Source organism: Marinococcus sp. LNHM3E3-2.2, from assembly GCF_056034385.1.
Window position 1 is genome coordinate 249,940 of the sequence record NZ_JBQLIC010000002.1, and the last position, 20,450, is coordinate 270,389.

Sequence of the window (20,450 nt, forward strand, 5' to 3'; positions counted from 1 at the left end):
ATGGAGCTGAATTACATAGAAGAAAAGAGGACAAGGAAATGATGGAAGCTGTTTTACTGCTGCTCACAGGCATATTTGCCGCTGCCTGCGGCTCGCTGGTCGGACTCGGCGGAGCGTTTATTATTGTACCGATACTTGCACTGTTCTTTCCGATGCCGGCCTCGGATATTGCCGGCACCTCGATGGCAGTTCTTTTGTTTACTGCCATTTCAAGCACTTGGACGTATTCGAAGCAAAAAAGGATTGATTATAAAAGCGGTGTCTATTTTGCGCTTGCCATGATGCCGGGCGCAGTCTTTGGCGCGTGGCTGACCCAGTTTTTTGATACAGATACGTTTTATACTGCGTTTGGCATCTTTTTGTTCTGTATGGCCCTGTTTTTGCTGTTCCGTCCGAAAAACAAACAGCGGAGCGCCGGCAGGCCGACGACAAGCCGGACGTTTACAGACCTTACCGGACATACATATGAATACTCATACAATCGATGGATTGGTCTGTCGATTGCGCTGGCTGTCGGCGTTATTTCAACGTCGTTTGGTGTCGGGGGAGGCTCTGTTATGGTGCCTACCATGGTGATGCTTCTAGCTTTTCCGCCCCATATTGCGACGGCGACCTCGATGTTTTTGATGGTGCTTTCGGCGGCAGTAGGAACGGCGGCGCATGCCTGGTTCGGCCACGTGCAGTGGGAGAGTGTGCTCTGGCTGGCGATTGGGGCTGTAGTCGGCGGCCAGATTGGTTCTGCGCTTGCGGCAAAGCTGCCGGGGGCTATTATTCTGCGCGTGCTGGCCATCAGTCTCATCTTTGTTTCGTTAAGGCTGATTTTCGGAAGCTCATAAAAAAAGATCCCCGCTCGCATCGAGCCGGGATCTTTTTAGCGTTTAGTCGTTTTCCGTTTGGAAATGGGAAACGATGGTATTTAATTCTTTGGACATCATATTCAGTGCTTCCGCGAGAGCGTCGATCTCTTCTACCGCCTGAAGCTGCGTTTCCGAGGCTGAGGCCACGCTTTGGGAGGTACCGGCATTGTGTTCAGAAATTGCCGAGATTTCGTCAAAGGAAGCGGTTATTTCCTGAGAGCTTGCCGCCATTTGCTCCGAAGTGGCTGCCACACTTTCAAGGCGCACGCTGACTTCGTTCGTATAATCCGAAATTTCCTGAAAAGCCGCCTTTGCCTGCTCGGTCATCTGCAGACCATCCTGAACCTCGCCGGTGACCTGCTCCATGGAGACGGCGGAATCCTGGATTTCCGTTTGAATCGTTGAAATAATCGAAGCAATCTGGGAGGAAGAGTCCCGGGACTGCTCGGCGAGCTTTCGTACCTCTTCGGCGACGACGGCAAACCCTTTGCCGTGCTCTCCGGCCCTGGCTGCTTCAATAGCAGCGTTTAAGGCAAGCAGGTTAGTCTGCTCTGAAATGGCAGTGATGACATTTAAAATGTTTTCAATTTCCCGGGAGCGGGCACTCAGCGTCTGGTTTACTTCATTGGAACGTTCGACAGAGGCATGAATGGAGCGCATTTTTTCCAGGGCGTCGCTCACCGTAACGAGGCCGCCGTTCGCTTTTTCTGTCGTCGAAGCCGCATGTTCGGAAATGGAGGTCGTGCTGCCCGCTACCTCCTGGACACCTTTGGAGACTTCCTCCATGGCCCCGGCGCTTTCTTTAATACTTACAGACTGCTGCTCCGAGCCTGAGGCTACCTGCTGCAGGGAGGCATTGACTTCGGTAATGGCCTGGCTGGATTTGCTGGAATTTGACAAAAGCTGTTCTGATGAGTCCTGAAGAAGACGGGAGCTCATATCAAACTGTCCAATCAGCTCCTTCAGCCTGGTGCTCATGCGGTTAAAATGCATGGCAAGCTGGCCGATTTCATCCCGCTGGTTCAGCTCAATATCATCACCGGTTAAATCATCATCGGCTACCTGCTTCACCCGATCGGTAATTAAACGGATCGGCTTTGTAATACGGCCGGCGATCAGAACGGCAGCACCAATAATGAGCAGAGCTGCCACGCCGATAATCGTAAGCACTGTCCACTTGAGGGCGTTTGTGGCTGCGAGGATCTCCTCCATTGGCGTCAGAAAGAAAATTTTATAGCCTGCTTCCTGAACCGGGGCAGCGGATACGAGTAATTGTTCATTGCCGTTTTCTATTGTCGTGGAGGATGCTTCCTCCTGATCCTGGGCAAGCAGCGACTGCCATTCACCGCTGATATCAGCCTGGCCGACCGGCTGGCCGATAAGGTCTTCCTGCGGATGAAGCTGAATGACGTTTTGATTATCCACGAGAATAGGCATAGCGCTGTTTTCCTTTTCGCTGCCTGTATAACGCTCCATTAAAGCATCAAAATTAACAGAGGCAGACATGACGCCGGCAATCTCCCCATTAGAGGCGGTTACCGGTGAAGCCACAACCACAATGCGGTTTCCGGTGGCATTGGAGTTAAGGACGTCGGAGATCGTAGTCTCCCCGTTCATCCCATTCTTAAAGTAGTCCCTGTCGCCGAGATCGAGCTCCCCTATGTTTTCTTCAGTAGTATGCGCCTCTACGATTCCACTTTTACCGGTAAATACGACCGTTTCAAACGTTTCATCGCGGTCAATGATCTGATTCATCAGGCTGAGGCGGGTATCGGTATCACCGCTGCTCATATCCTGCGTTCCTGCAGCGAGTACAATTTCATCAAGCCGTTTGACGAGCCAGCGGTCCATCTCCTCTGCTGCGACTTCAGAAGTCATGGTCAGTTTTTCTTCTTCTTCAGCCACTACGACACTGCTGCTTTCCTGAAAGACAAAAAAAGCGACAGCCGCAGCCGGAAGCAGGCCAATCACTAAAAACCATATGAGTAATTTTTTTCGAAGATTCGGCTGTAATAACTTTTCCTTCACGTTCATCCACTCCCCCAATATGTAAACAAATACCTTCTCTTACTTCATATCGGGTAAATGGAAAAAAAGTGAAGCCTTTCGAAAAAACAGCCTGAAGGAATATATGCCTCCGGCGTACAGCTGAAGCAGCCGCTCTATTACTCCTTCAGCTGCATACGGTCGTTAAAATACGTCTTGTAGCCGAACTGGGTAAATAAAATAACGCTAAGAGCGACAGCCCCGGTAATACCAAGAAGGATAGCGATCTGGTAGCCGATCGCTGTCACGGGGTTGACGCCGGAAATAATCTGTCCGGTCATCATTCCGGGCAAAAACACGATTCCCGCGCCGACCATATTATTAATCGTTGGGAGAATGGCCGCGTCAAAGGATTGATTTACAATTTTACGGGTGGCCTGGTTTGGTGTTGCGCCGAGCATAAGTGCTGCTTCCACCCGCGAGCGCTGGCTGTGCAGGTACTCTGTCAGCGTCTGGACCCCAAGGGTAATACCAGTCATGGAATTGCCGATAATCATGCCTGCAATTGGAATGAAATAGCGGGGGTTAAACCACGGAGCAAATTGAATGACTACGAAGTTGAAATACAGCAGGCTCAGGATGGTGCCGATGCTCATAGATACAGCAATTGCCCGCTTCATTTCCCGGGTTAAGGGGCTGCGGACGCGCTGAAAGATATTCCAGATCGCAAAGCCGAGCATCAAAAGGACAATCAGCGACGTAAGCCAGGGGCTCGGATTTTCAAATAAAAACATAAGCACGTAGCCCATTAACAGCAGCTGAAACGTCATGCGGAGCGAAGAAATGAGTATTTCTTTTTCCCGTGGGATTTTCCGCCAGCGCACAATGGCGAGAAGAAGAACGATAAACACGTAGGCGGCAAGGATCTGCCAGAACGACAGCTCGATAATAGAGGTGTTTTCTGTCATAGTGTCACTCCTCTCCCCGGGCAAATGAATCTGACTGAATAATGTGGTCGGCAAAGTGATCGGCCATCGCCGTCGCATGGCTGATAAAAATAATTCCTTTGGCAGAACGGCGTGCCTCAGCCAGGAATCGCTCCATAACGTTCCATTCCATATCTTCATCGAGCGCTGACGTCGGCTCGTCCAGTAAGTAAACATCGGGACCGGCAAGAAGCAGGCGGGCAAGAGAGAGACGCTGCTGTTCTCCGCCGGACAGATTTTCGGCAGGGTCACTAAGTTTTTTATCAAGCATGCACTGCTGTGCTGCTGCGGTAAGCTCTTCCTCAGAAGCTTCTTCCCTGTCGCTGAACAGTATTCCGGCCTGAAGGTTTTCAGCAACCGTTTCTCCAAACAGCACCGGCTGCTGGGGAAGCATCATCACCTGCCTGCGCAGTTCTATGGGCTCCCAGTCGGAGAACGCCTTCCCCTGATAGGAAACGGTGCCGCGTTCCGGGGTGATCAAATAATTAAGAAGACGCAGAAGAGTTGATTTTCCGGAGCCGCTCGGACCAGTAACGGCAGTGATGGTATCTGTCGGTATGGTCAGCTTTTTTGTGTTAATAATATTTTTGTATTTTACGTCGTTCAATTGAAACATAAAACAGCTCCTTTCATTAACATTAATTATTACCCGGAAATAATCGGTGTGCAAATAAAAAAGCACCCATGAACATTCCATGAGCACTTGGACAGCATGACTGTTCAGGCAAAATCCAGAATATATACGAGACCGGTATATGCACTCAGCACGAACATACAGCCGAGAACGAAAACGCTGAAAGGCGAGCGTCCGCGATGAAAGCTCTGCACCATCAGGTATAAAAATCCAATGGATAACAGCACGCTTAAAATGGTGATGGGATGCAGCTGCAGCTGAAAAAAAGGATTGTCCGTTATAGAAGCAGGGTAGAGCACGTGAAACAAAAAGGCCGGGTTTTCATAATGCAGACTGCCGCCCGGCTCCTGCTCGGTCATAAAAGCTGTAATCACAAAGATGAGCATGGCGGTCAGGCTTTCTGCCCGAAGCCACTGCCGCGGATTGTAATCCTTGACCTGCTGCAGACGTTTGCGGATAAATATGCCGTTAAAAAGAGCAAAAATGAGAATAACAATATAAAACAAATGCTTCCATATGAGCGCTTCGCCGTATGGAAGAGCCCACGAACCGATAAAAGGGTCTGTCAAAAGCTGTCCCATGATTACGCCAGTAAAGGCGATAATAATGACACACATGACAGCGATCAGCGTGAACCATTCCAGAAAAGAAGCCCACTGTTTATAGGAAACGGCAAACCAGCTGACCATCAAAAGCGTGCCGATCCACAGACTCACGGCAAGCAGATGGAAAAAGTGAAGCGTTCCGCCGATGAGCGGGATTGCGTTGGCAGCGTGTCCGGATGCTCCCAGAGCGCCAATCATTCCCATAATAAGAACGAGTCCGACCACAGCAGCAGCACGAGGCATGCCGGTGGAATGGAAGAAAAGAATAAATATCCCGAGCAGAAAAAAGCTCAGCACAAACAGTACTACCCAGCTCTGGCCTACTTCGTACTGGAACAATATGCGCTCGAGGGCTCCGAAAAAAGGCATGTCCCTGCCCGCAGCTACCGTGCGGGTGAGCTGGGCGATGGGGACGAAGGAAACGAGAGGCAGCAGGGCTGCAGCTGCTGCCGGAACGAAAAACGGAATAGAAAGAGCCGGCCGGTGCGTAGAAGGAATAAGCTGAAGTAAAAGCGTACCGGCGAGTACAGCGAAAAACAAATACTGCAGAGCGTTGCCTGCTGCAAGAATCATGTCCGGCGTTTCAGGCGGAAGAGAAACAGTGCAACGATGGCGGCGACGAGACCGAGGCCGATGAGGCCGATGGTTATGCCGAATCCGGAGCCGGCTTCTTCTTCATTAATGGCGCTTTCGGTTTCGCCTTCGGCGTTTTCTTCCGCTCCTTCCGCGTTGTTTTCAGAAGAGGAGTTGTCACCGGAGGCAGCCGCCTCTTCTTCGGATGCTTCTTCTACAGTGAACGAAGAGCTGTCCTCCATAATGTGGCCGTCTTCACTGACAATATCAAAAGAGGCTTCATATTCTCCTGCGTCAAGCGGCTCTTCCATGGTTACATTCAATTGGTCCTCTGGTTCGATGGAAACGTCGGCGGTCTCCACGTCGTTTCCTTCGGCATCTTTGACCGTGACCCCGTTGTAGTCTTCGATAGGGCCGTCAAAATAAAACGTGATGTCTTCCGGTGCCTCTACCGTGGCTCCGTCTTCAGGGTCGGAGCTTTCGAGGTGTGTATGTGCTTCAGCCACTGTGGGCGAAAGCAGGAAGCCTGCAGCTAAGCAGGCGATTAAACGGCGCATAGGTTTTTCCTCCTTTTATATGAACGAGAACGTGATTATAAACTTCTTCTTCCTTTATAACAAAGAATACGTTCAGAAAGGAGGAGAGGATGTGAATAATTTACGAAAATCGTTTTTGAAGAAGGAAAAAGGCAGAAAAAGATTATTTTCTCTGCCAGATCGACTCATGAGGAGGCGAGGAGCTGGAGAAACCCTTCAGAAGTTTCTGCTTTTAACAGCCTTTGAATTAATTTCGGCTGTTCAATCACCCGGCCGAGCAGCTCATACATCTCCTGAAGGTCTTCGGTGCTGTCTTTTTTAACATTTAACAGGCAGACAAGCTGCACAGGCCGCTCACCCCAGCGGACAGGTTTATCAAGCGTGCAGAAGGCCAAGAAGGTCTCCTCGGTCTTTGGCGTGACCGGATGAGGAATGGCGACAAGGTTGCCGAAGGCAGTTGAGGCCACATGCTCCCGTTCGAGGACAGAATCGAGAAAACCATCATCAATTAAGCGCCGGGAGGAAAGCTCCCGCTCGAAAAATTCGAGCACTTGCTTTGAGTCAGAAAGAGGCTGGTGTAAAAAGACCAGCGAGTCCCGTAAATACGTGCGGACGGCAGGCTCCTGGGAAATAAAGCTTTCAATCGTACGCAGGTCGGTTTCGCCGAGAATTGTATTTACCTGCAGGACTGGTACAGGAAGCTCATCATAAATAGGGACGGAACTGATGATCACGTCTATGTGGTCAAAATTCATCTCCCGCAGGCGGTAGTATTCTGTCGTCCCCATGATGTGGAGGCGTTTTCCGAATTTTGACTGGAGCCGGTAGTAGAGCAGCTGGGCGCTTCCGCGTCCGGAGGCGCAGACGATCAGGCAGCGGGCAGGCGTCGTTTCCATTTTACTGCGCTCAAGAGCAGCACCGATATGGAGAGCCAGATACCCAATTTCATTTTCATCAATGCGAATATCGTAATGCTCTTCGAGAGCGATACCGGCGATTACCCCGGCTTCAAAGGCGAGCGGGTAGTTGGCCTTAATATCGGCAAGCATCGGGTTACGAACGTTCATATTGTAACGGAACCGGCTGATGGCGGGCTGCAGATGAAGCGCAAGGGCGATGATAAGCTCCTGATCGTGCTGGAGCTTCAGATGCAGCTCGTTGTCAATATGAGAGAGCAGAAAAGCGACCATGTCATACGTATCGGTATCTAAGGAGTTTTTAACCGCCTCAGCAGTGCCTTCTTCGTTGTCAAACAGGCGGGTGCCGAGCAGGTGAAGCGTAATATAGGCAATCTCTTCTGCCGGGAAGGACACCTGCCAGGTCTGGTTGATTTCTTCAACAATGTTTTTGGCTACCTGATATTCACGCTTTTGCGTCAGTTCATCAAATTCTGCGTGATACATCGATACGTAATGCTCGTCCTGGATGCGCTGGTAGGCAATAAGAATATGGTTGAATAAATTGTGCAGGGCAATATCGGATAAAGAAATGTGCTGCATTTTAATCTGCTCTAAAATAATGCTCCAGATGCTTTTTCGTTCTTCTTCGGAAAGGTGAAGAAAAGGCAGCGACTGATCGTGGCGCGGCTGCTCGTTCTGCCGGTCGAAAATATATTCAGCGATGCAAAAGCGCATACGCATCTCGCTTCCCTGAAGATGCAGGCCGTCATTGGCTGTCCGTTCGAGAGCAATATTATACTCCTTTAAAATCTCCCTCACCTTTTTCAGGTCATTCTGTACCGTGGAACGGCTTACAAACATCTCATCGGCAAGCTCATCCAGCTTGATAAAGGAACTGGCAAGAAGCAGCCGCTGAATTAGATACGCGACCCGTTCTTCGGGCAGATTGGGGAGAGCCTGTGAATCAGGGGATGCCGGCTGCAGGTACTCCTTTACATATGCACGGAACTTATCATTGTCGATGATCTTCAGCTGGTAACCCCTTCCTTTAATGGCTTCAATTTCTGCTCCGTGCGACTGAAGCGTTGTCTGAAGCCCTTTGATGTCCTCCCGGACGGTCCGGCTCGACACCTGTTGCAGAGATGCGAGGTAGCTGCCGGTCACAGGGACGCCGCTTGCAACCAATTCTCTTAAAATGCTGTTGCTCCTTGTAGTCATGTCTCTTTAACCCCCTTAAAAGGTAAACATGTATGTAAGCGCTGCAGAAAAATTTCATGGCCTGCAGTGCGCAATTAGGGATACTATAAAAGTAGCACAAAAGAAACAGGAAGGAAGTGCAAATCATTTCCGCTTCCTAACGGAAGAACATTCTCTATCTGTGAAAGCGCTATTTTATTATATTGAATATATCAACCGCACATCATTTTATTTTAATTGGAGGAATATCAATGAATATTTTATTAGCATGCTCCGCCGGAATGTCGACAAGTCTTCTTGTTTCAAAAATGAAAGAAGCAGCCGAAGAGCAGGGGGTCCAGGCAGAAATATGGGCAGCAGCCCAGGACAAAGCACCGGAAGAAATCAAAAAGGCGGATGTCCTTTTGATCGGCCCGCAGATGCGTTTTATGAAGAAAAAATTTGGTAAGGTTGCCGATGAACAGGGGATTCCGCTTGATATTATTGATTCTGTCGCTTACGGACGGGTAGACGGAAAAGCTGTACTTGATCACGCCATGAAGCTGTTAAACGAGCAAAAATAGGGGGGGAGACACATGAATCGTTTTATGGAGGTATTGGAAAACATTCTAATGCCAATCGCAGAAAAGTTAAATAACAACCGTCATCTGACGGCCTTGCGCGACGGGTTTTTGATTGCCCTGCCGTTAATCATTTTTGGCTCCATTTTAGTTGTTCTCGCCAATTTTCCTTTTCTTGACCAGTTGATCGGGGAAGACGCCTATGCAGCCTATCAGGCAGCGCTTGGTCCGGCTTCGGCATCCACGCTAAGTATTATGGGACTTTTTGTTATCATTGGTATAGGGTATAAATTAACAGCCTCTTACGGCGTGGAAGCACTCTACGGCGGGGTTGTTGCTCTGGCTGGTTTTATCATATTAACACCGCAGACCTTCGAAGACGTTGAGGGAGTTATACCTACTTCCACTCTCGGGGCGGAAGGCATGTTCGTCGGTATACTGACCGCGTTTCTCGCAGCCGAGCTGTACCGCTACTTTGTACAGAAAAACCTGACGATCAAAATGCCGGCCGGAGTTCCGGAGGCTGTCTCCAGATCGTTCAGCGCCTTAATCCCAGTGTCATTGACCTTATCAGTATTTCTCGCTATCCGTATTTTGTTCAGTCTTACCCCGTTTGAGTCTGCCCAGAACTTTATTTACACCGTGTTACAGGAACCGTTAACCGCGCTTGGCAGCGGGCTGCCGGCTACGATCATAGCTGTTCTTATGATTCAGGTATTCTGGTTTTTCGGCCTGCACGGACAGATTCTGGTTAACTCCGTGTTCGACCCGATCTGGTACGCGCTGAACGAGCAGAACCTGAGCGCATTCCAGGCTGGAGAAGAGCTTCCAAACGTTGTAACAAAGCAATTTATTGATACATTTATTGTAGGAATGGGCGGCTCCGGCATGACCCTTGCGATTGTGCTCTGGCTGTTCATGCTCGCACGCAGCAAACAGGCAAAACAGCTCGGTAAAGTCGGTGGGCCTCCAGGATTCTTTAACGTTAACGAACCGATTATTTTCGGTCTGCCGATCATTATGAACCCACTGGTATTAATTCCGTGGCTGGTGGCTCCGGTCGTGATCGCAGTCATCACATATGTAACGATGTCGATCGGTCTCGTGCCAAAGCCGGCAGGAATTATCGTTCCGTGGACCACCCCGATTTTCTTAAGCGGATTTCTGGCTACTGGGAACGCCTGGCAGGGGGCAGTCCTGCAGCTGTTTAACCTGGCTGTGGTGTTTATCATCTGGTTCCCGTTCCTGCGTATTCTGGACCGTCAGTATTTCCGGAACGAAGTAGAGGCAGAAAAAGAAATGACAAATGCAGACAACAAGCAAAAAAGCGGTTAAATCAGGATAGGAGTGGAGAATATGGAAGCGTTAACAGAAACGGCGTTTCAGATTATATTATACGCCGGCAACGGCAAAGCAAACGCCATGGAAGCGATCCAGGAAGCGAAGGCGGGAAATTTCGACCGTGCAGAAGAACTGATTAAGGAAGCAGGGGAAGAACTTGGAAAAGCACATTCCTATCAGACTAACCTGCTCACGAAAGAAGCAAGCGGCGAAGATTTTTCCGTTAATGTCATGCTGATTCATTCGCAGGATCATTTGATGACCTCCATGACGGTCAGAGATCTGGCGGAGGAGATCGTGGAAGTGTACCGCACTCGTTAACTATGAAAAAGGAGCCTGGCAAAAAGAAAAAGAGGGCCGGGTTCCTGCTTATTATAAAACATATTCAGGCCCAACCATTTTAGGAGGTACCATCTATGGCAGAACAGTTCACGTTTCCAGAAGGATTCTGGTGGGGGGCGGCCACATCCGCCACTCAGATTGAAGGCGCCGCGAAGGAAGGCGGTAAAGGGAAAAATATTTGGGATCAATGGTTTGAAGAAGAGCCGAATCGTTTTTTTAACGGGGTCGGCCCCGGCACCACGTCCGACTTTTACCATCAGTACAAGGACGACATCGCCCGGATGAAGGACATTAATTTTAACTCCTTTCGCCTGTCGATCTCCTGGTCCCGGCTGATACCAGACGGCTCCGGGGAAGTGAATCCGGAAGCCGTTGATTTTTACAACAACGTTATCAACGAAATGATTGCGCAGGACGTGGAGCCATTTGTCTGTTTATATCATTTTGATATGCCGATGGCGATGCAGAAGATTGGCGGCTGGGAAAACAGGGAGACGGCGGAATACTTTGGCCGTTATGCCGGCATCTGCTTTGATCTGTTTGGCGACCGGGTAAAAAAATGGTTCACGCACAATGAGCCGATTGTTCCAGTGGAGGGCGGCTACATGTATGACTTTCACTATCCCAACGTCGTCGACATGAAGCGGGCGGCCCAGGTAGGCTATCATACGCTTCTTTCCCACGTATTTGCGGTGAAGGCTTTTCGCGAAAAGGACCGCGCTGGCGGGGAAATCGGCATCATTTTAAACCTGACGCCCTCGTACCCACGAAGCAGCCATCCGGCAGATCTGAAGGCTTCCCGGATTGCAGATTTATTTTTCAACCGGAGCTTTCTTGATCCAACGGTGCTCGGGAAGTATCCGCAGGAGCTGATTGACCTGCTCGGGGAGCACGGGGTGCTTCCGCACACCGAGAGCGGGGACAAGGAGCTGATTCAGGAAGGGAAAGTCGACCTGCTGGGTGTGAACTACTATCAGCCTCGCCGGGTTAAAGCGAAGGAAAATCTCCCGAACCCAGGTGCTCCGATACTGCCGGAATGGTTTTTCGACCACTACGAAATGCCCGGCCGGAAGATGAACCCGTACCGCGGATGGGAGATTTATCCGAAAGGGGTCTATGACATCATGATGAATCTCCGGGATAACTACGGGAATATTCCGTCGTTCATTTCTGAAAACGGCATGGGGGTACAGGATGAAGCCCGATTTATGGAAGATGGGATGATTCAGGATGATTACCGAATTGAGTTTATTCAGGATCATCTCGAATGGCTGCACCGGGCCATCGAAGAAGGAGCTAACGCCAAAGGCTATCATCTCTGGTCGTTTATCGATAACTGGTCCTGGATGAATGCATATAAAAACCGCTACGGTTATTTTTCCGTCAATATTGATACAAAGGAGCGCATGCCGAAAAAGAGTGCCTACTGGATCACGGCCGTTCACAAAAATAATGGATTTGAAAAATAACATTACGGGGCCGTCTGTCTACACGCAGGCGGCCCGGTCTATATAAATATATGCATAAAAAGGAGTGGGACGATGAAGGAAGGTATTAAGATTGTAACGATCGGCGGGGGCTCGAGCTACACGCCGGAGCTTGTGGAGGGATTTATTAAAAGACACAGCGAACTGCCGGTGAAGGAACTGTGGCTCGTTGATATTCCGGAAGGAAAAGAAAAATTGGAGATCGTAGGAAGGCTCGCCCAGCGCATGACAGCCGAAGCAGGAATTGATATGACAGTACATCTTTCCTACAGCCGGGAGGAGGCGCTTCCGGGAGCTGATTTTGTCACCACCCAGTTCCGGGTCGGCATGCTTGAAGCACGGGCGAAGGATGAGCGGATACCGCTTTCCTATGGCGTGATTGGCCAGGAGACAAACGGGCCGGGGGGTCTGTTTAAAGGACTGCGGACGATTCCGGTTATTATTGACATTGTGCACGACATCGAGCGGCTTTGCCCGGACGCGTGGCTCGTCAACTTTACGAATCCAGCCGGCATGGTAACAGAAGCGGTGCTGCGCTATACAAACCATGAACGCATTGTTGGCCTCTGCAATGTGCCGGTGGGAATGCAGATGGGGGTGGCCGAAGCGCTTGGAGTAGATGGCAGCCGCATACAGATTGATTTTGCCGGGCTGAACCATATGGTGTACGGGCTGAATATTTACCTTGATGGCGAAGATATAAAGCAGCAGGCGCTCGAAGCAGTGGCAGACCCGGCGAATGCCTCCACAATGAAAAATATCGCAGCGCTTGGCTGGGAGCCCGAATTTATACGGGCTCTGCAGGTGCTCCCCTGCCCTTATCACCGGTATTATTATAAAACAGAAGAAATGCTGGCTGAAGAACAGGAGGCTGCCAAAGAAACCGGCACCCGGGCCGAAGTTGTCCAGGGAGTGGAGGAGGAGCTTTTCACCCTCTATGCCGATGAAACGCTCCGGACGAAGCCCGAGCAGCTTGAGCAGCGCGGCGGGGCATATTACAGCGAAGCGGCCTGCAGCCTGATTAATTCGATATATAATGACACCCGGGACATTCAGCCGGTTAATACGAAAAATCGCGGTGCGATTGCAGGGATTCCAGCGGAGTCGGCGGTGGAAATCAGCTCCGTCATTACGAAGGACGGTCCGAGGCCGATTGCTGCCGGAGAGCTGCCGGTGGCAGTCCGGGGGCTCGTGCAGCAGATCAAGTCGTTTGAACGGGTCGCTGCTGAAGCGGCGGTAACAGGAAACTACCAGACGGCTCTTCTGGCGATGACGATTAATCCACTCGTTCCGTCCGATACGAAAGCAAAACAAATTCTTGATGACATGCTCGAAGCCCATAGAGAGCATTTGCCGCAGTTCTTCCAAACAGAAAAGGCTTGAAATGATTAAGGTCTCCTAATGCAGGAGGCCTTTTTTATCAGAAAAAATTTCCACATTTTGAAGATAAACCACAAAAAGAACAAACGTTCGTGTATACTAAAGCGAAAGGGGGCGTTACGGATGAAAGAAAACAAATTAACCCCGGGGTCGAATATGCGCTGGGAATCCAGCCGGATGATTCTGCCGGAGCACCGGGAAATGTGGCTGCGTCATCAAAAAGAGGACCGGATGAAGTTCAGGCCGCTCTGAGATGAGCAGCAGCTTGAGGAATTTTCCCATTGCCTTCAGGAAGCTCTGACGGCTGGGACAGAAGTGACGCTTCACGTATTTGATCCTTATGCAGAAATAAAAATGACCGGAAAAATTCTGCATCTGGATGCGCTGAACAAAGCAATCAAGATAGAGGCAGGTGGGGACGTCCGGCATGTGAGCGTGGAGGATATTATGGATCTGGAAACGTAACCGCACGTTTTTGAAATACGCGTAAGGGAAAGGAAGACAAGAAAAGAACTCAAAAGGGAGAGGATGAAATGAAGGATAAAAAATTCAGCAGAATTTCTTTAACGTCTTCTCTGGGAGGTCTCGGACTGATTGCTGTATCGATTATTGTTTCAGCGGTATTTTCCCTTCCCGACAACAGTCCCTTTGTACCGTTATTCGGTTCGCTGCTGACGATCGGCATTCTGCTGCTTGCGCTCAGTGCATTTATGAGCATGATTGCTTTTTCGCGCCGTGAGCCGGGATGGATGAAGCTGAGCGGCTGGATTGTTATGGCGGTGCTTCTGCTCTGGTTTATGGTCAGTCCGGCACTTACCGGGGTGGTATAAGCCTTCGGAAAAACGCTGGTTGCGCGCAGTACTGGTTCATGGTGTAATGTAGAAAAAGATGCAGAGGACGGATGTTTTATGAGTACACCAGATTTTCGGGCCCGCTCGCCGTGGGCCTCATTAACGGATGTAGACAAAGTACACGTTTCCCCGGTTTCGCCAGGGTCGATCCAGACCTCTTTAACAGTGCCTGGGAGTAAAAGCTTTACGAATCGGGCACTGATCATGGCCGCGCTGGCAGAAGGCACGTCCACCCTTTCAGGCATTTTAAAAAGCGATGATTCGTACTGGTGTCTTGGTGCGCTCCGGGCGCTTGGCGTGAAGTCCGAAGTGGAGGGCGATACGGTTACGATTCATGGATGCGGAGGCCGGTGGCCGGAGGAGGACGCAGAGCTTTACATAGGCGCTGCCGGTACTACGGCCCGTTTCCTCCCGGGCCCGCTTGCAGCAGCGGGGAGCGGGGTTTACAAGGTGGAAGCGAGCAAACGAATGAGTGAACGTCCGGTGGAGCCGTTAATGGAAGCCCTGGAAACGCTCGGGGCCGACGTTCATTACATAGATAAAAAGGGGTTTTATCCGCTTGAAATTCATGCGGGCGGGCTCCCTGGGAAAGAAGTGACCATTTCCGGCAAATTATCGAGCCAGTTTATCAGCGGCCTGCTGCTCACGGGTGCCTATACAGAGGAAGGCCTGCGTATCCGGATTCCGGATTACATTGTGCAGCACGCCTATGTACACATTACGCTTGATTTAATGAATCAGTTCGGGGTACCGGTCACGTACAACGAGGATTTAACCGATATGCAGGTGCCGGCAAAAAGCTTTCAGGGCCGGAGCATGGCGCTTGAAGCAGATGCGTCGACGGCCAGTTACTTTATGGCCCTTGCGGCACTAACGGCCGGAACGGTCCGCATTAATAATTTAACAATGGACACCAACCAGCCGGATATAGGAATGGTGGATGTGTTTGAAAAAATGGGCTGCCGTGTGGAAAAAGGTGACACCTACATTGAAGTCACAGGTCCCGAACAGCTTTCGGGAGGATTTGAGCTCAGTATGAAGGAAATGTCCGATCAGACGCTGACCGTTGCTGCCCTGGCCCCGTTTGCCGATGCACCGATTACGATCCGGGACGTAGAGCATATTCGTCATCACGAATCAGACCGCATTCACGCAGCGTGTACAGAACTTCAGAAAATGGGCATCCGGGTGGATGAATACTCGGACGGGCTGAAAGTATATCCGGGGACGCCGATCGGCGTGTCGCTTCACTCATACGATGATCACCGGGTGGCTATGGCCCTTTCGCTGATTGGAGCAAAGGTGCCCGGAATTCATATTGAAGACCCGGGGTGCGTGTCGAAAACGTGTCCGACCTTCTACGATTTGTTTGAAGCAGCCGGTGTACCGGTGAAATTTTCATAAAAAAGAAGCCCTCTCCATTTTTAGGAGGGGGCTTTTGTGCAGAAATTATGATGCGGCAAGCTCCCGGCATGCTTTTTCACAGCGGTAGCAGGCATCTGCGCAATCTTTGCAGTGCTGATGGTCATGCTTGGCACATTCATCTCCGCATGCTTTGCAGGCCTCTGCACACAGCTGAGCGGTCTCTTTCATCAATGGACTGTTGGACTGTATTGCTTTAGCTGTCAGAGCACAAATGTCTGCGCATTCACGGTCGAGACGTATACATTCGGCCATCATTTTCACGTCGTCTTCCTGGAGGCAGTCGTTAAAGCACTGATTGCACTGCTTCATACATTCGATGCATGCTTCGAGGCATTCCTTCTGTGTAGCGTTCATATTTATCACCCTTTCTAATATTAGATACTGGTATAGGGGTTCCCGGAAGGGGTATTTATTCAAACGTAAAATATGGGGAAGCCTGCCTGCTTCCCCTGCTGCTTTGCATCATTATTTATAGGGGTGCTGCTGGTAAAAGAAATTCGGCGTGTGCATGATATTGCGGTAGGAGCTGTGGAAAATATGAGTAGCGGCCGGCGATACCGGCGAGATTAGCCACGTCCAGTCTCCGGTTACTTCCCGGCCTGCTTTTTGTTCCTGCTGCTCAAACCGTCTGAACTGCGAGGCGGCCGTGTGATGATCCACCATGCTGACGCCTGCTTTTTTATATGAATGAAGCACGGCGCGGTTCAGCTCCACAAGCGCCCGGTCCTTCCATAAGCTTCCCGCGTACGTCCGGTCGATGCCGAGTACGTCTGCAACCCGTGGCAGCATATCGTAGCGGTCCCCGTCTGCGAGGTTACGGGCACCGATTTCCGTTTCCATGTACCAGCCGTTAAACGGCGCGGCCGTATACGTGATGCCGCCGATCTCCATTTTCATGTCCGAAACAATTGGGACAGCATACCATTTTAAACCGAGAGTAGAGAAAGCATCGCTATCCGGATGGCTAATCGGAACCTCGAGTACTTCTTCGGCTCGGAGCGGAAACCACCGGGGGTCGCCTTCGTTTACCTGAACAACCAGAGGAAGAAGATCAAACGATGTTTCTTCGCCTTTCCATCCCAATGATTCACAGTATTTTGTAAAGGGTACAGACTGCGGGTCGCCAATGATTGTCCCGTCCCGCTCGTAGCCGGCGTAGCGGATCAGCTGGTAGTTCCATATGCGCATCCGCTCCTGCCCGTTTTTGACCGAAGGAAACACGGAGATAGTCGGAATGATTTTCCCGCCATTTTCTGCGTAACGGATATGGTGGCGGAGCGCTTCGGCTGCCTGCTCTTCGGTGCGCACGTACCGGCAGTCGAGAACCTGGAGGCTCTTCCAGAAAAATCTTCCGATGCAGCGGTTGCTGTTTCGCCAGGAGACCTTCGCTCCGAAGGATAGCTCCTCAAACGTGTGCTCGTAATGCCCGGAAGCTTCAATTTCCTGCTCTACATTATCCCAGCGGGCCTGAAAAATTTCTGATGACTGATCTGTTTCCCGGTAATATTGCTCTATAAATGTGTAAGCGTCCTGTTTTAATGCTTGTATATTAGTCATTATTTGTCTGCACCTCAGCTTTTGCCTTTTTTCCAGTATAAAGGTATTAGCTGCTATTATCGAAAAATCAATCCTACAAAAGCTATTTCCCGGGAAATAAATAGATGCAGCAGTAGATAAACGCACAAGTTGACACGGTCTTTAAGGAAGCGAATACTGGAAACGAAAGATTAAAGGAAGTGAGTTGATAGCAATGAAAGCAGTAATTACTACAGAAACCGGTGGGCCGGAGGTCCTGCAGATTCAGGATCGGCCTGCTCCCAAACCGGAGATGGATGAGGTGCTGATCAGGGTAAAAGCAGCAGCCGTGAACCGGACCGACATTTTAAACCGGGAGGGCAAGGCCGGGTATATCGAAAACCCGGTGCTCGGAATTGAAGTGGCAGGTGTAGTGGAAGAAGCAGGTACTGAGAACCCATTTTCCCCGGGCGACCGGGTGATGGGGCTTGTGAATGGCGGCGGCTACGCAGAATATGCCGTCATGCGGGCCGACCGGGTGATGCGGATACCCGAGGCGTTCACGTATGCCCAGGCAGCAGCCGTGCCGGAGGTATTCTTAACGGCCTACCAGACGCTTTACTGGATCGGGCACCTGAACCAGCATGAATCCGTCCTGATTCATGCCGGGGGGAGCGGTGTAGGCACGGCAGCCATTCAGCTCGCAAGCCAGCTTTCGTCGGCCCGTGTACTTACTACCGCCGGAGCAGAAGAAAAACTGGAATTTATTCAAAAGCTCGGCGCAGAAGTACGCATCAACTATAAAGAGCAGAATTTTGAGGAAGAGGTGCTTGCGGCTACCGGTGATAAAGGTGTAAATGTGATTTTGGATTTTGTCGGGGCCTCCTACTGGGAACAGAACCTGAAAAGCATTCAAACCGATGGACGCTGGGTTTTAATTGGCGTGCTTGGCGGGGCGAATGTGCCGAATGTGAACCTGATGAAGCTGCTGATGAAGCGCGTGCAGCTGACCGGGACGCTGCTTACGCCGCGGAGCGACGAGTATAAAGCCGAGCTGAGCAGGGATTTTGTAAAGCACGCAATGCCGTATCTTGAAGACGGCTCCATCCGTCCTATCGTGGACACGGTGTTTTCATTTGAACAGATTGCAGATGCGCACCTCCACATGCAGGACAATAAAAACATCGGAAAAATCATATTGGAATGGTAAAAAAGAGCCTGGGTTCAGGCTCTTTTTTATGGCTCTTTATTTCCACTGGAGCTCTGCACCGCCGGTCCGGGTCACGTTCCGCCGCGAAGCGAGATCTTCGACGAGCTGCAGAAGCGCGTAGTCCTTCTGTTTTGCTTCAATCATGCCATCAATGGGCTCGCCGATCTGCTTTAAGGCCTGAAGAAAAGGAAGATTGAACTCCGGATCCACGTAGTCGGCATGGCTGCGGAAGGCCTCGGGTGATTTCGGCGAGGAAAGATGGATTTTTGGCCGGCTGCCGGTGTGGGCCCACGTATCGATAAACCGGGGCAGCAGCTCCTCCAAATGTTCCTCCTCAAAATGGTTGGCCTCGAAGTGATGATAATCAAACATCATTGGAATTTTTTCCTTTTCACAGACAGCGAGCACGTCGCCTGCTGTGTACGTTTTATCATCATTTTCCAGTGTCATCCGTGCCTTGATTTTTTCGGGCAGCTGCTGAAGGTTTTTGTGAAACCGTGCTACCGCCGCTTTTTTATCCCCGTAGGCCCCCCCGACATGCAGGTTGATCCATGCCCATTGTTCGAGTCCCATGGCTTCAAGCATATGGTAATGGTACTCCATGTCCTGCACGGCATTGGCGGTGACATTCGGCTTGTCGCTTGTAAATAACGTAAACTGGTTCGGGTGAAAGCTCGGGCGGATATTGTGCTCCCGCACGAGTCTGCCGATTTCCTTGTATAAATCCGCAAAAGGCGTTATGTAATCCCAGGCGGCGTCGTCATGAGTGGCAAGCGGCGCAAGCGAGGAAGAAAAACGGTACAAAGGAATGTCGTGGGCGATATTGTAATGAAGCATGCGGATCGTGTGCTTCAGGTTCAAACGGGTGACCTCGTGCAGCTTATCCTCGCGGCTGCTCCGGTCCATTTTCCGCCAGCGCGTCAGTGTCATTGTTTTGCCCGGAGAAGCGTTCCAGAGAGCAAGAGCCTGGGATACGTATCCGAGTCGTAAGGTCATCATACATATTGCCTCCAATTTCAGATCTGTGTTACACATACCCAAAAAGCTGCGAACGTAGTCTTCAAGGGAAGTGGCAAAGAAAATAAACCGTGACTTAATTGAACGAAAGTTGTAAAATAGTTTAAACGATAATAATAAAAAAGTTCAATTTAAGGGGGTGCAGATGTGAATGAACTGGTGAAATTAGAGGGTGTATCAAAATATTTTGGAAAGCATGCGGCGCTTGAGCATGTGGATTTGATGATCCGTCAAGGAGAAACGGTAGGGTTTCTCGGTCCGAATGGCTCCGGGAAGTCTACTACGATCCGGGTGATGCTTGGTCTGCTGAAAAAAAGCGGCGGTGAAGTGAAGCTGTTTGGCAAAGATGCGTGGACTGAGGCTGTAGATATTCATAAACGGGTGGCTTATGTACCGGGTGATGTGAACGTCTGGCCGAATTTAACCGGCGGCCAGGTGATTGATGTTCTTGGGAAGCTGCACGGTGATTTTAATGAAGAGAAACGCCAGCAGTTGATTGAACGCTTTCAGCTCGATCCGCGGAAAAAAAGCAAAACGTATTCGAAGGGAAACCGGCAGAAGCTGGCACTCATTACGGCCTTCGCCTCGGAGGCGGATCTGTATATTTTTGACGAACCGACTTCGGGTCTGGATCCGTTAATGGCTTCTGTTTTCCGGGAATGCGTGCGGGAGCTGCAGCAGGAAGGAAAGGCGGTACTTCTTTCGAGCCACATACTGGCAGAGGTGGAAGAACTGTGTGACCGGGTGAGCATCATAAAAGAAGGAAAAATCATTGAATCCGGAACGCTTGAGGAGCTTCGGCATTTAACCCGTATTTCCATTACGGCAGAAACGAAGCAGACGGTCGCTTCTTTAGCGGAACGAAGCGACGTCCACCAGTGGAAGGCAGACGAATCGAAGGTGCATTTTTATGTGGATGCAAAAGGGCTGGCGCCGGTCATGCAGGAGCTTGCAGCAGCGGAGGTAGTTTCACTGGAATCCAGGCCGCCGACGCTCGAAGAAATTTTTCTTCGCCATTATGAATCGAAGGCAGGGGAAGCAGGATGAAC

Annotated in this window: 20 protein-coding genes and 1 pseudogene; 12 read left to right on the plus strand and 9 right to left on the minus strand. The window is 50.5% G+C overall.

The features are described from left to right. Window positions 1-38: 38 nt before the first annotated feature. Entirely contained in the window at window positions 39-836 is a 798-nt protein-coding gene (locus tag ACTRXF_RS03820; protein WP_474277865.1) for a sulfite exporter TauE/SafE family protein, read from the plus strand. Window positions 837-878: 42 nt separating this feature from the next. Here ACTRXF_RS03820 and ACTRXF_RS03825 read toward each other — a convergent pair whose 3' ends face one another. The 6 genes from ACTRXF_RS03825 to ACTRXF_RS03850 all read right to left on the minus strand — a co-directional run bounded on the left by ACTRXF_RS03825 (window position 879) and on the right by ACTRXF_RS03850 (window position 8,294). After that, window positions 879-2,885 (minus strand): methyl-accepting chemotaxis protein, encoded by a 2,007-nt coding sequence (locus ACTRXF_RS03825; protein ID WP_474277867.1) that lies wholly within the window; start codon window positions 2,883-2,885, stop codon window positions 879-881. Window positions 2,886-3,022: 137 nt separating this feature from the next. Further along, a complete protein-coding gene (locus ACTRXF_RS03830) occupies window positions 3,023-3,811 on the minus strand; it encodes an ABC transporter permease (protein WP_474277869.1) in 789 nt (262 codons plus the stop codon). Between the two features lie 4 nt (window positions 3,812-3,815). Beyond that, window positions 3,816-4,445, minus strand: a complete 630-nt coding sequence (locus ACTRXF_RS03835) for an ABC transporter ATP-binding protein (protein ID WP_474277871.1) — start codon at window positions 4,443-4,445, stop codon at window positions 3,816-3,818. A 104-nt stretch (window positions 4,446-4,549) separates the two neighbouring features. After that, on the minus strand, window positions 4,550-5,641 hold the full coding sequence (locus ACTRXF_RS03840) for a copper resistance D family protein (RefSeq protein ID WP_474277873.1): 1,092 nt from the start codon (window positions 5,639-5,641) through the stop codon (window positions 4,550-4,552). Further along, the gene (locus ACTRXF_RS03845; RefSeq protein ID WP_474277875.1) at window positions 5,638-6,198 is read right to left on the minus strand and encodes a copper resistance CopC family protein; all 561 of its coding nucleotides are present in this window, start codon (window positions 6,196-6,198) and stop codon (window positions 5,638-5,640) included. The genes ACTRXF_RS03840 and ACTRXF_RS03845 overlap by 4 nt, the downstream gene beginning before the upstream one ends. 164 nt (window positions 6,199-6,362) lie before the next feature. Continuing rightward, on the minus strand, window positions 6,363-8,294 hold the full coding sequence (locus ACTRXF_RS03850) for a BglG family transcription antiterminator (RefSeq protein ID WP_474277877.1): 1,932 nt from the start codon (window positions 8,292-8,294) through the stop codon (window positions 6,363-6,365). Between the two features lie 230 nt (window positions 8,295-8,524). Between ACTRXF_RS03850 and ACTRXF_RS03855 the strand changes: the two genes are divergently transcribed. From ACTRXF_RS03855 to aroA, 9 genes and pseudogenes are all read left to right on the plus strand, one after another. Continuing rightward, entirely contained in the window at window positions 8,525-8,836 is a 312-nt protein-coding gene (locus ACTRXF_RS03855; protein WP_322525480.1) for a PTS sugar transporter subunit IIB, read from the plus strand. A gap of 12 nt (window positions 8,837-8,848) precedes the next feature. Further along, window positions 8,849-10,168 (plus strand): PTS cellobiose transporter subunit IIC, encoded by a 1,320-nt coding sequence (celB, locus tag ACTRXF_RS03860; RefSeq protein ID WP_474261358.1) that lies wholly within the window; start codon window positions 8,849-8,851, stop codon window positions 10,166-10,168. 21 nt (window positions 10,169-10,189) lie between these two features. Next, the gene (locus ACTRXF_RS03865) at window positions 10,190-10,495 is read left to right on the plus strand and encodes a PTS lactose/cellobiose transporter subunit IIA (protein ID WP_079474600.1); all 306 of its coding nucleotides are present in this window, start codon (window positions 10,190-10,192) and stop codon (window positions 10,493-10,495) included. A 95-nt stretch (window positions 10,496-10,590) separates the two neighbouring features. Next, window positions 10,591-11,985: a glycoside hydrolase family 1 protein gene (locus ACTRXF_RS03870; RefSeq protein ID WP_474277880.1), complete on the plus strand. Its 1,395-nt coding sequence runs from the start codon at window positions 10,591-10,593 to the stop codon at window positions 11,983-11,985. A gap of 72 nt (window positions 11,986-12,057) precedes the next feature. Further along, window positions 12,058-13,386 (plus strand): 6-phospho-beta-glucosidase, encoded by a 1,329-nt coding sequence (locus tag ACTRXF_RS03875; RefSeq protein ID WP_474277882.1) that lies wholly within the window; start codon window positions 12,058-12,060, stop codon window positions 13,384-13,386. A 120-nt stretch (window positions 13,387-13,506) separates the two neighbouring features. After that, window positions 13,507-13,635 carry a hypothetical protein gene (locus ACTRXF_RS03880; protein ID WP_474277884.1) on the plus strand — a complete coding sequence of 43 codons (129 nt, stop codon included), beginning with the start codon at window positions 13,507-13,509 and terminating at the stop codon, window positions 13,633-13,635. A gap of 12 nt (window positions 13,636-13,647) precedes the next feature. Then, a pseudogene (locus tag ACTRXF_RS03885) lies at window positions 13,648-13,848 on the plus strand (YolD-like family protein); the annotation flags it as partial. A gap of 68 nt (window positions 13,849-13,916) precedes the next feature. After that, window positions 13,917-14,213, plus strand: a complete 297-nt coding sequence (locus ACTRXF_RS03890) for a hypothetical protein (RefSeq protein ID WP_474261362.1) — start codon at window positions 13,917-13,919, stop codon at window positions 14,211-14,213. A 78-nt stretch (window positions 14,214-14,291) separates the two neighbouring features. Then, window positions 14,292-15,638, plus strand: a complete 1,347-nt coding sequence (gene aroA / locus ACTRXF_RS03895; RefSeq protein WP_474261363.1) for a 3-phosphoshikimate 1-carboxyvinyltransferase — start codon at window positions 14,292-14,294, stop codon at window positions 15,636-15,638. Between the two features lie 45 nt (window positions 15,639-15,683). Here aroA and ACTRXF_RS03900 read toward each other — a convergent pair whose 3' ends face one another. After that, window positions 15,684-16,013, minus strand: a complete 330-nt coding sequence (locus ACTRXF_RS03900) for a four-helix bundle copper-binding protein (protein ID WP_474261364.1) — start codon at window positions 16,011-16,013, stop codon at window positions 15,684-15,686. A gap of 111 nt (window positions 16,014-16,124) precedes the next feature. After that, window positions 16,125-17,216 (minus strand): nitric oxide synthase oxygenase, encoded by a 1,092-nt coding sequence (locus tag ACTRXF_RS03905; RefSeq protein WP_474277886.1) that lies wholly within the window; start codon window positions 17,214-17,216, stop codon window positions 16,125-16,127. 193 nt (window positions 17,217-17,409) lie between these two features. Here ACTRXF_RS03905 and ACTRXF_RS03910 point away from each other — a divergent pair, with 193 nt between their 5' ends. Continuing rightward, window positions 17,410-18,384, plus strand: coding sequence for an NAD(P)H-quinone oxidoreductase (locus ACTRXF_RS03910; protein ID WP_474277888.1), 975 nt, complete (start codon window positions 17,410-17,412; stop codon window positions 18,382-18,384). Between the two features lie 36 nt (window positions 18,385-18,420). Here ACTRXF_RS03910 and uvsE read toward each other — a convergent pair whose 3' ends face one another. Next, window positions 18,421-19,380 carry a UV DNA damage repair endonuclease UvsE gene (gene uvsE, locus ACTRXF_RS03915; protein ID WP_474278111.1) on the minus strand — a complete coding sequence of 320 codons (960 nt, stop codon included), beginning with the start codon at window positions 19,378-19,380 and terminating at the stop codon, window positions 18,421-18,423. Between the two features lie 168 nt (window positions 19,381-19,548). Here uvsE and ACTRXF_RS03920 point away from each other — a divergent pair, with 168 nt between their 5' ends. After that, window positions 19,549-20,448 (plus strand): ABC transporter ATP-binding protein, encoded by a 900-nt coding sequence (locus ACTRXF_RS03920; RefSeq protein WP_474277890.1) that lies wholly within the window; start codon window positions 19,549-19,551, stop codon window positions 20,446-20,448. Window positions 20,449-20,450 lie beyond the last annotated feature (2 nt).

Bases quoted from the DNA above. Each gene is read 5' to 3' on its own strand.
- ACTRXF_RS03845 (WP_474277875.1), bottom strand. From the start codon at position 6,198: ATGCGCCGTTTAATCGCCTGCTTAGCTGCAGGCTTCCTGCTTTCGCCC.
- ACTRXF_RS03910 (WP_474277888.1), top strand. From the start codon at position 17,410: ATGAAAGCAGTAATTACTACAGAAACCGGTGGGCCGGAGGTCCTGCAG.
- ACTRXF_RS03870 (WP_474277880.1), top strand. From the start codon at position 10,591: ATGGCAGAACAGTTCACGTTTCCAGAAGGATTCTGGTGGGGGGCGGCC.
- ACTRXF_RS03835 (WP_474277871.1), bottom strand. From the start codon at position 4,445: ATGTTTCAATTGAACGACGTAAAATACAAAAATATTATTAACACAAAA.
- celB (WP_474261358.1), top strand. From the start codon at position 8,849: ATGAATCGTTTTATGGAGGTATTGGAAAACATTCTAATGCCAATCGCA.
- aroA (WP_474261363.1), top strand. From the start codon at position 14,292: ATGAGTACACCAGATTTTCGGGCCCGCTCGCCGTGGGCCTCATTAACG.
- ACTRXF_RS03890 (WP_474261362.1), top strand. From the start codon at position 13,917: ATGAAGGATAAAAAATTCAGCAGAATTTCTTTAACGTCTTCTCTGGGA.
- ACTRXF_RS03820 (WP_474277865.1), top strand. From the start codon at position 39: ATGATGGAAGCTGTTTTACTGCTGCTCACAGGCATATTTGCCGCTGCC.
- uvsE (WP_474278111.1), bottom strand. From the start codon at position 19,380: ATGACCTTACGACTCGGATACGTATCCCAGGCTCTTGCTCTCTGGAAC.
- ACTRXF_RS03905 (WP_474277886.1), bottom strand. From the start codon at position 17,216: ATGACTAATATACAAGCATTAAAACAGGACGCTTACACATTTATAGAG.
- ACTRXF_RS03880 (WP_474277884.1), top strand. From the start codon at position 13,507: ATGAAAGAAAACAAATTAACCCCGGGGTCGAATATGCGCTGGGAATCC.
- ACTRXF_RS03900 (WP_474261364.1), bottom strand. From the start codon at position 16,013: ATGAACGCTACACAGAAGGAATGCCTCGAAGCATGCATCGAATGTATG.
- ACTRXF_RS03875 (WP_474277882.1), top strand. From the start codon at position 12,058: ATGAAGGAAGGTATTAAGATTGTAACGATCGGCGGGGGCTCGAGCTAC.
- ACTRXF_RS03830 (WP_474277869.1), bottom strand. From the start codon at position 3,811: ATGACAGAAAACACCTCTATTATCGAGCTGTCGTTCTGGCAGATCCTT.
- ACTRXF_RS03840 (WP_474277873.1), bottom strand. From the start codon at position 5,641: ATGATTCTTGCAGCAGGCAACGCTCTGCAGTATTTGTTTTTCGCTGTA.
- ACTRXF_RS03855 (WP_322525480.1), top strand. From the start codon at position 8,525: ATGAATATTTTATTAGCATGCTCCGCCGGAATGTCGACAAGTCTTCTT.
- ACTRXF_RS03850 (WP_474277877.1), bottom strand. From the start codon at position 8,294: ATGACTACAAGGAGCAACAGCATTTTAAGAGAATTGGTTGCAAGCGGC.
- ACTRXF_RS03865 (WP_079474600.1), top strand. From the start codon at position 10,190: ATGGAAGCGTTAACAGAAACGGCGTTTCAGATTATATTATACGCCGGC.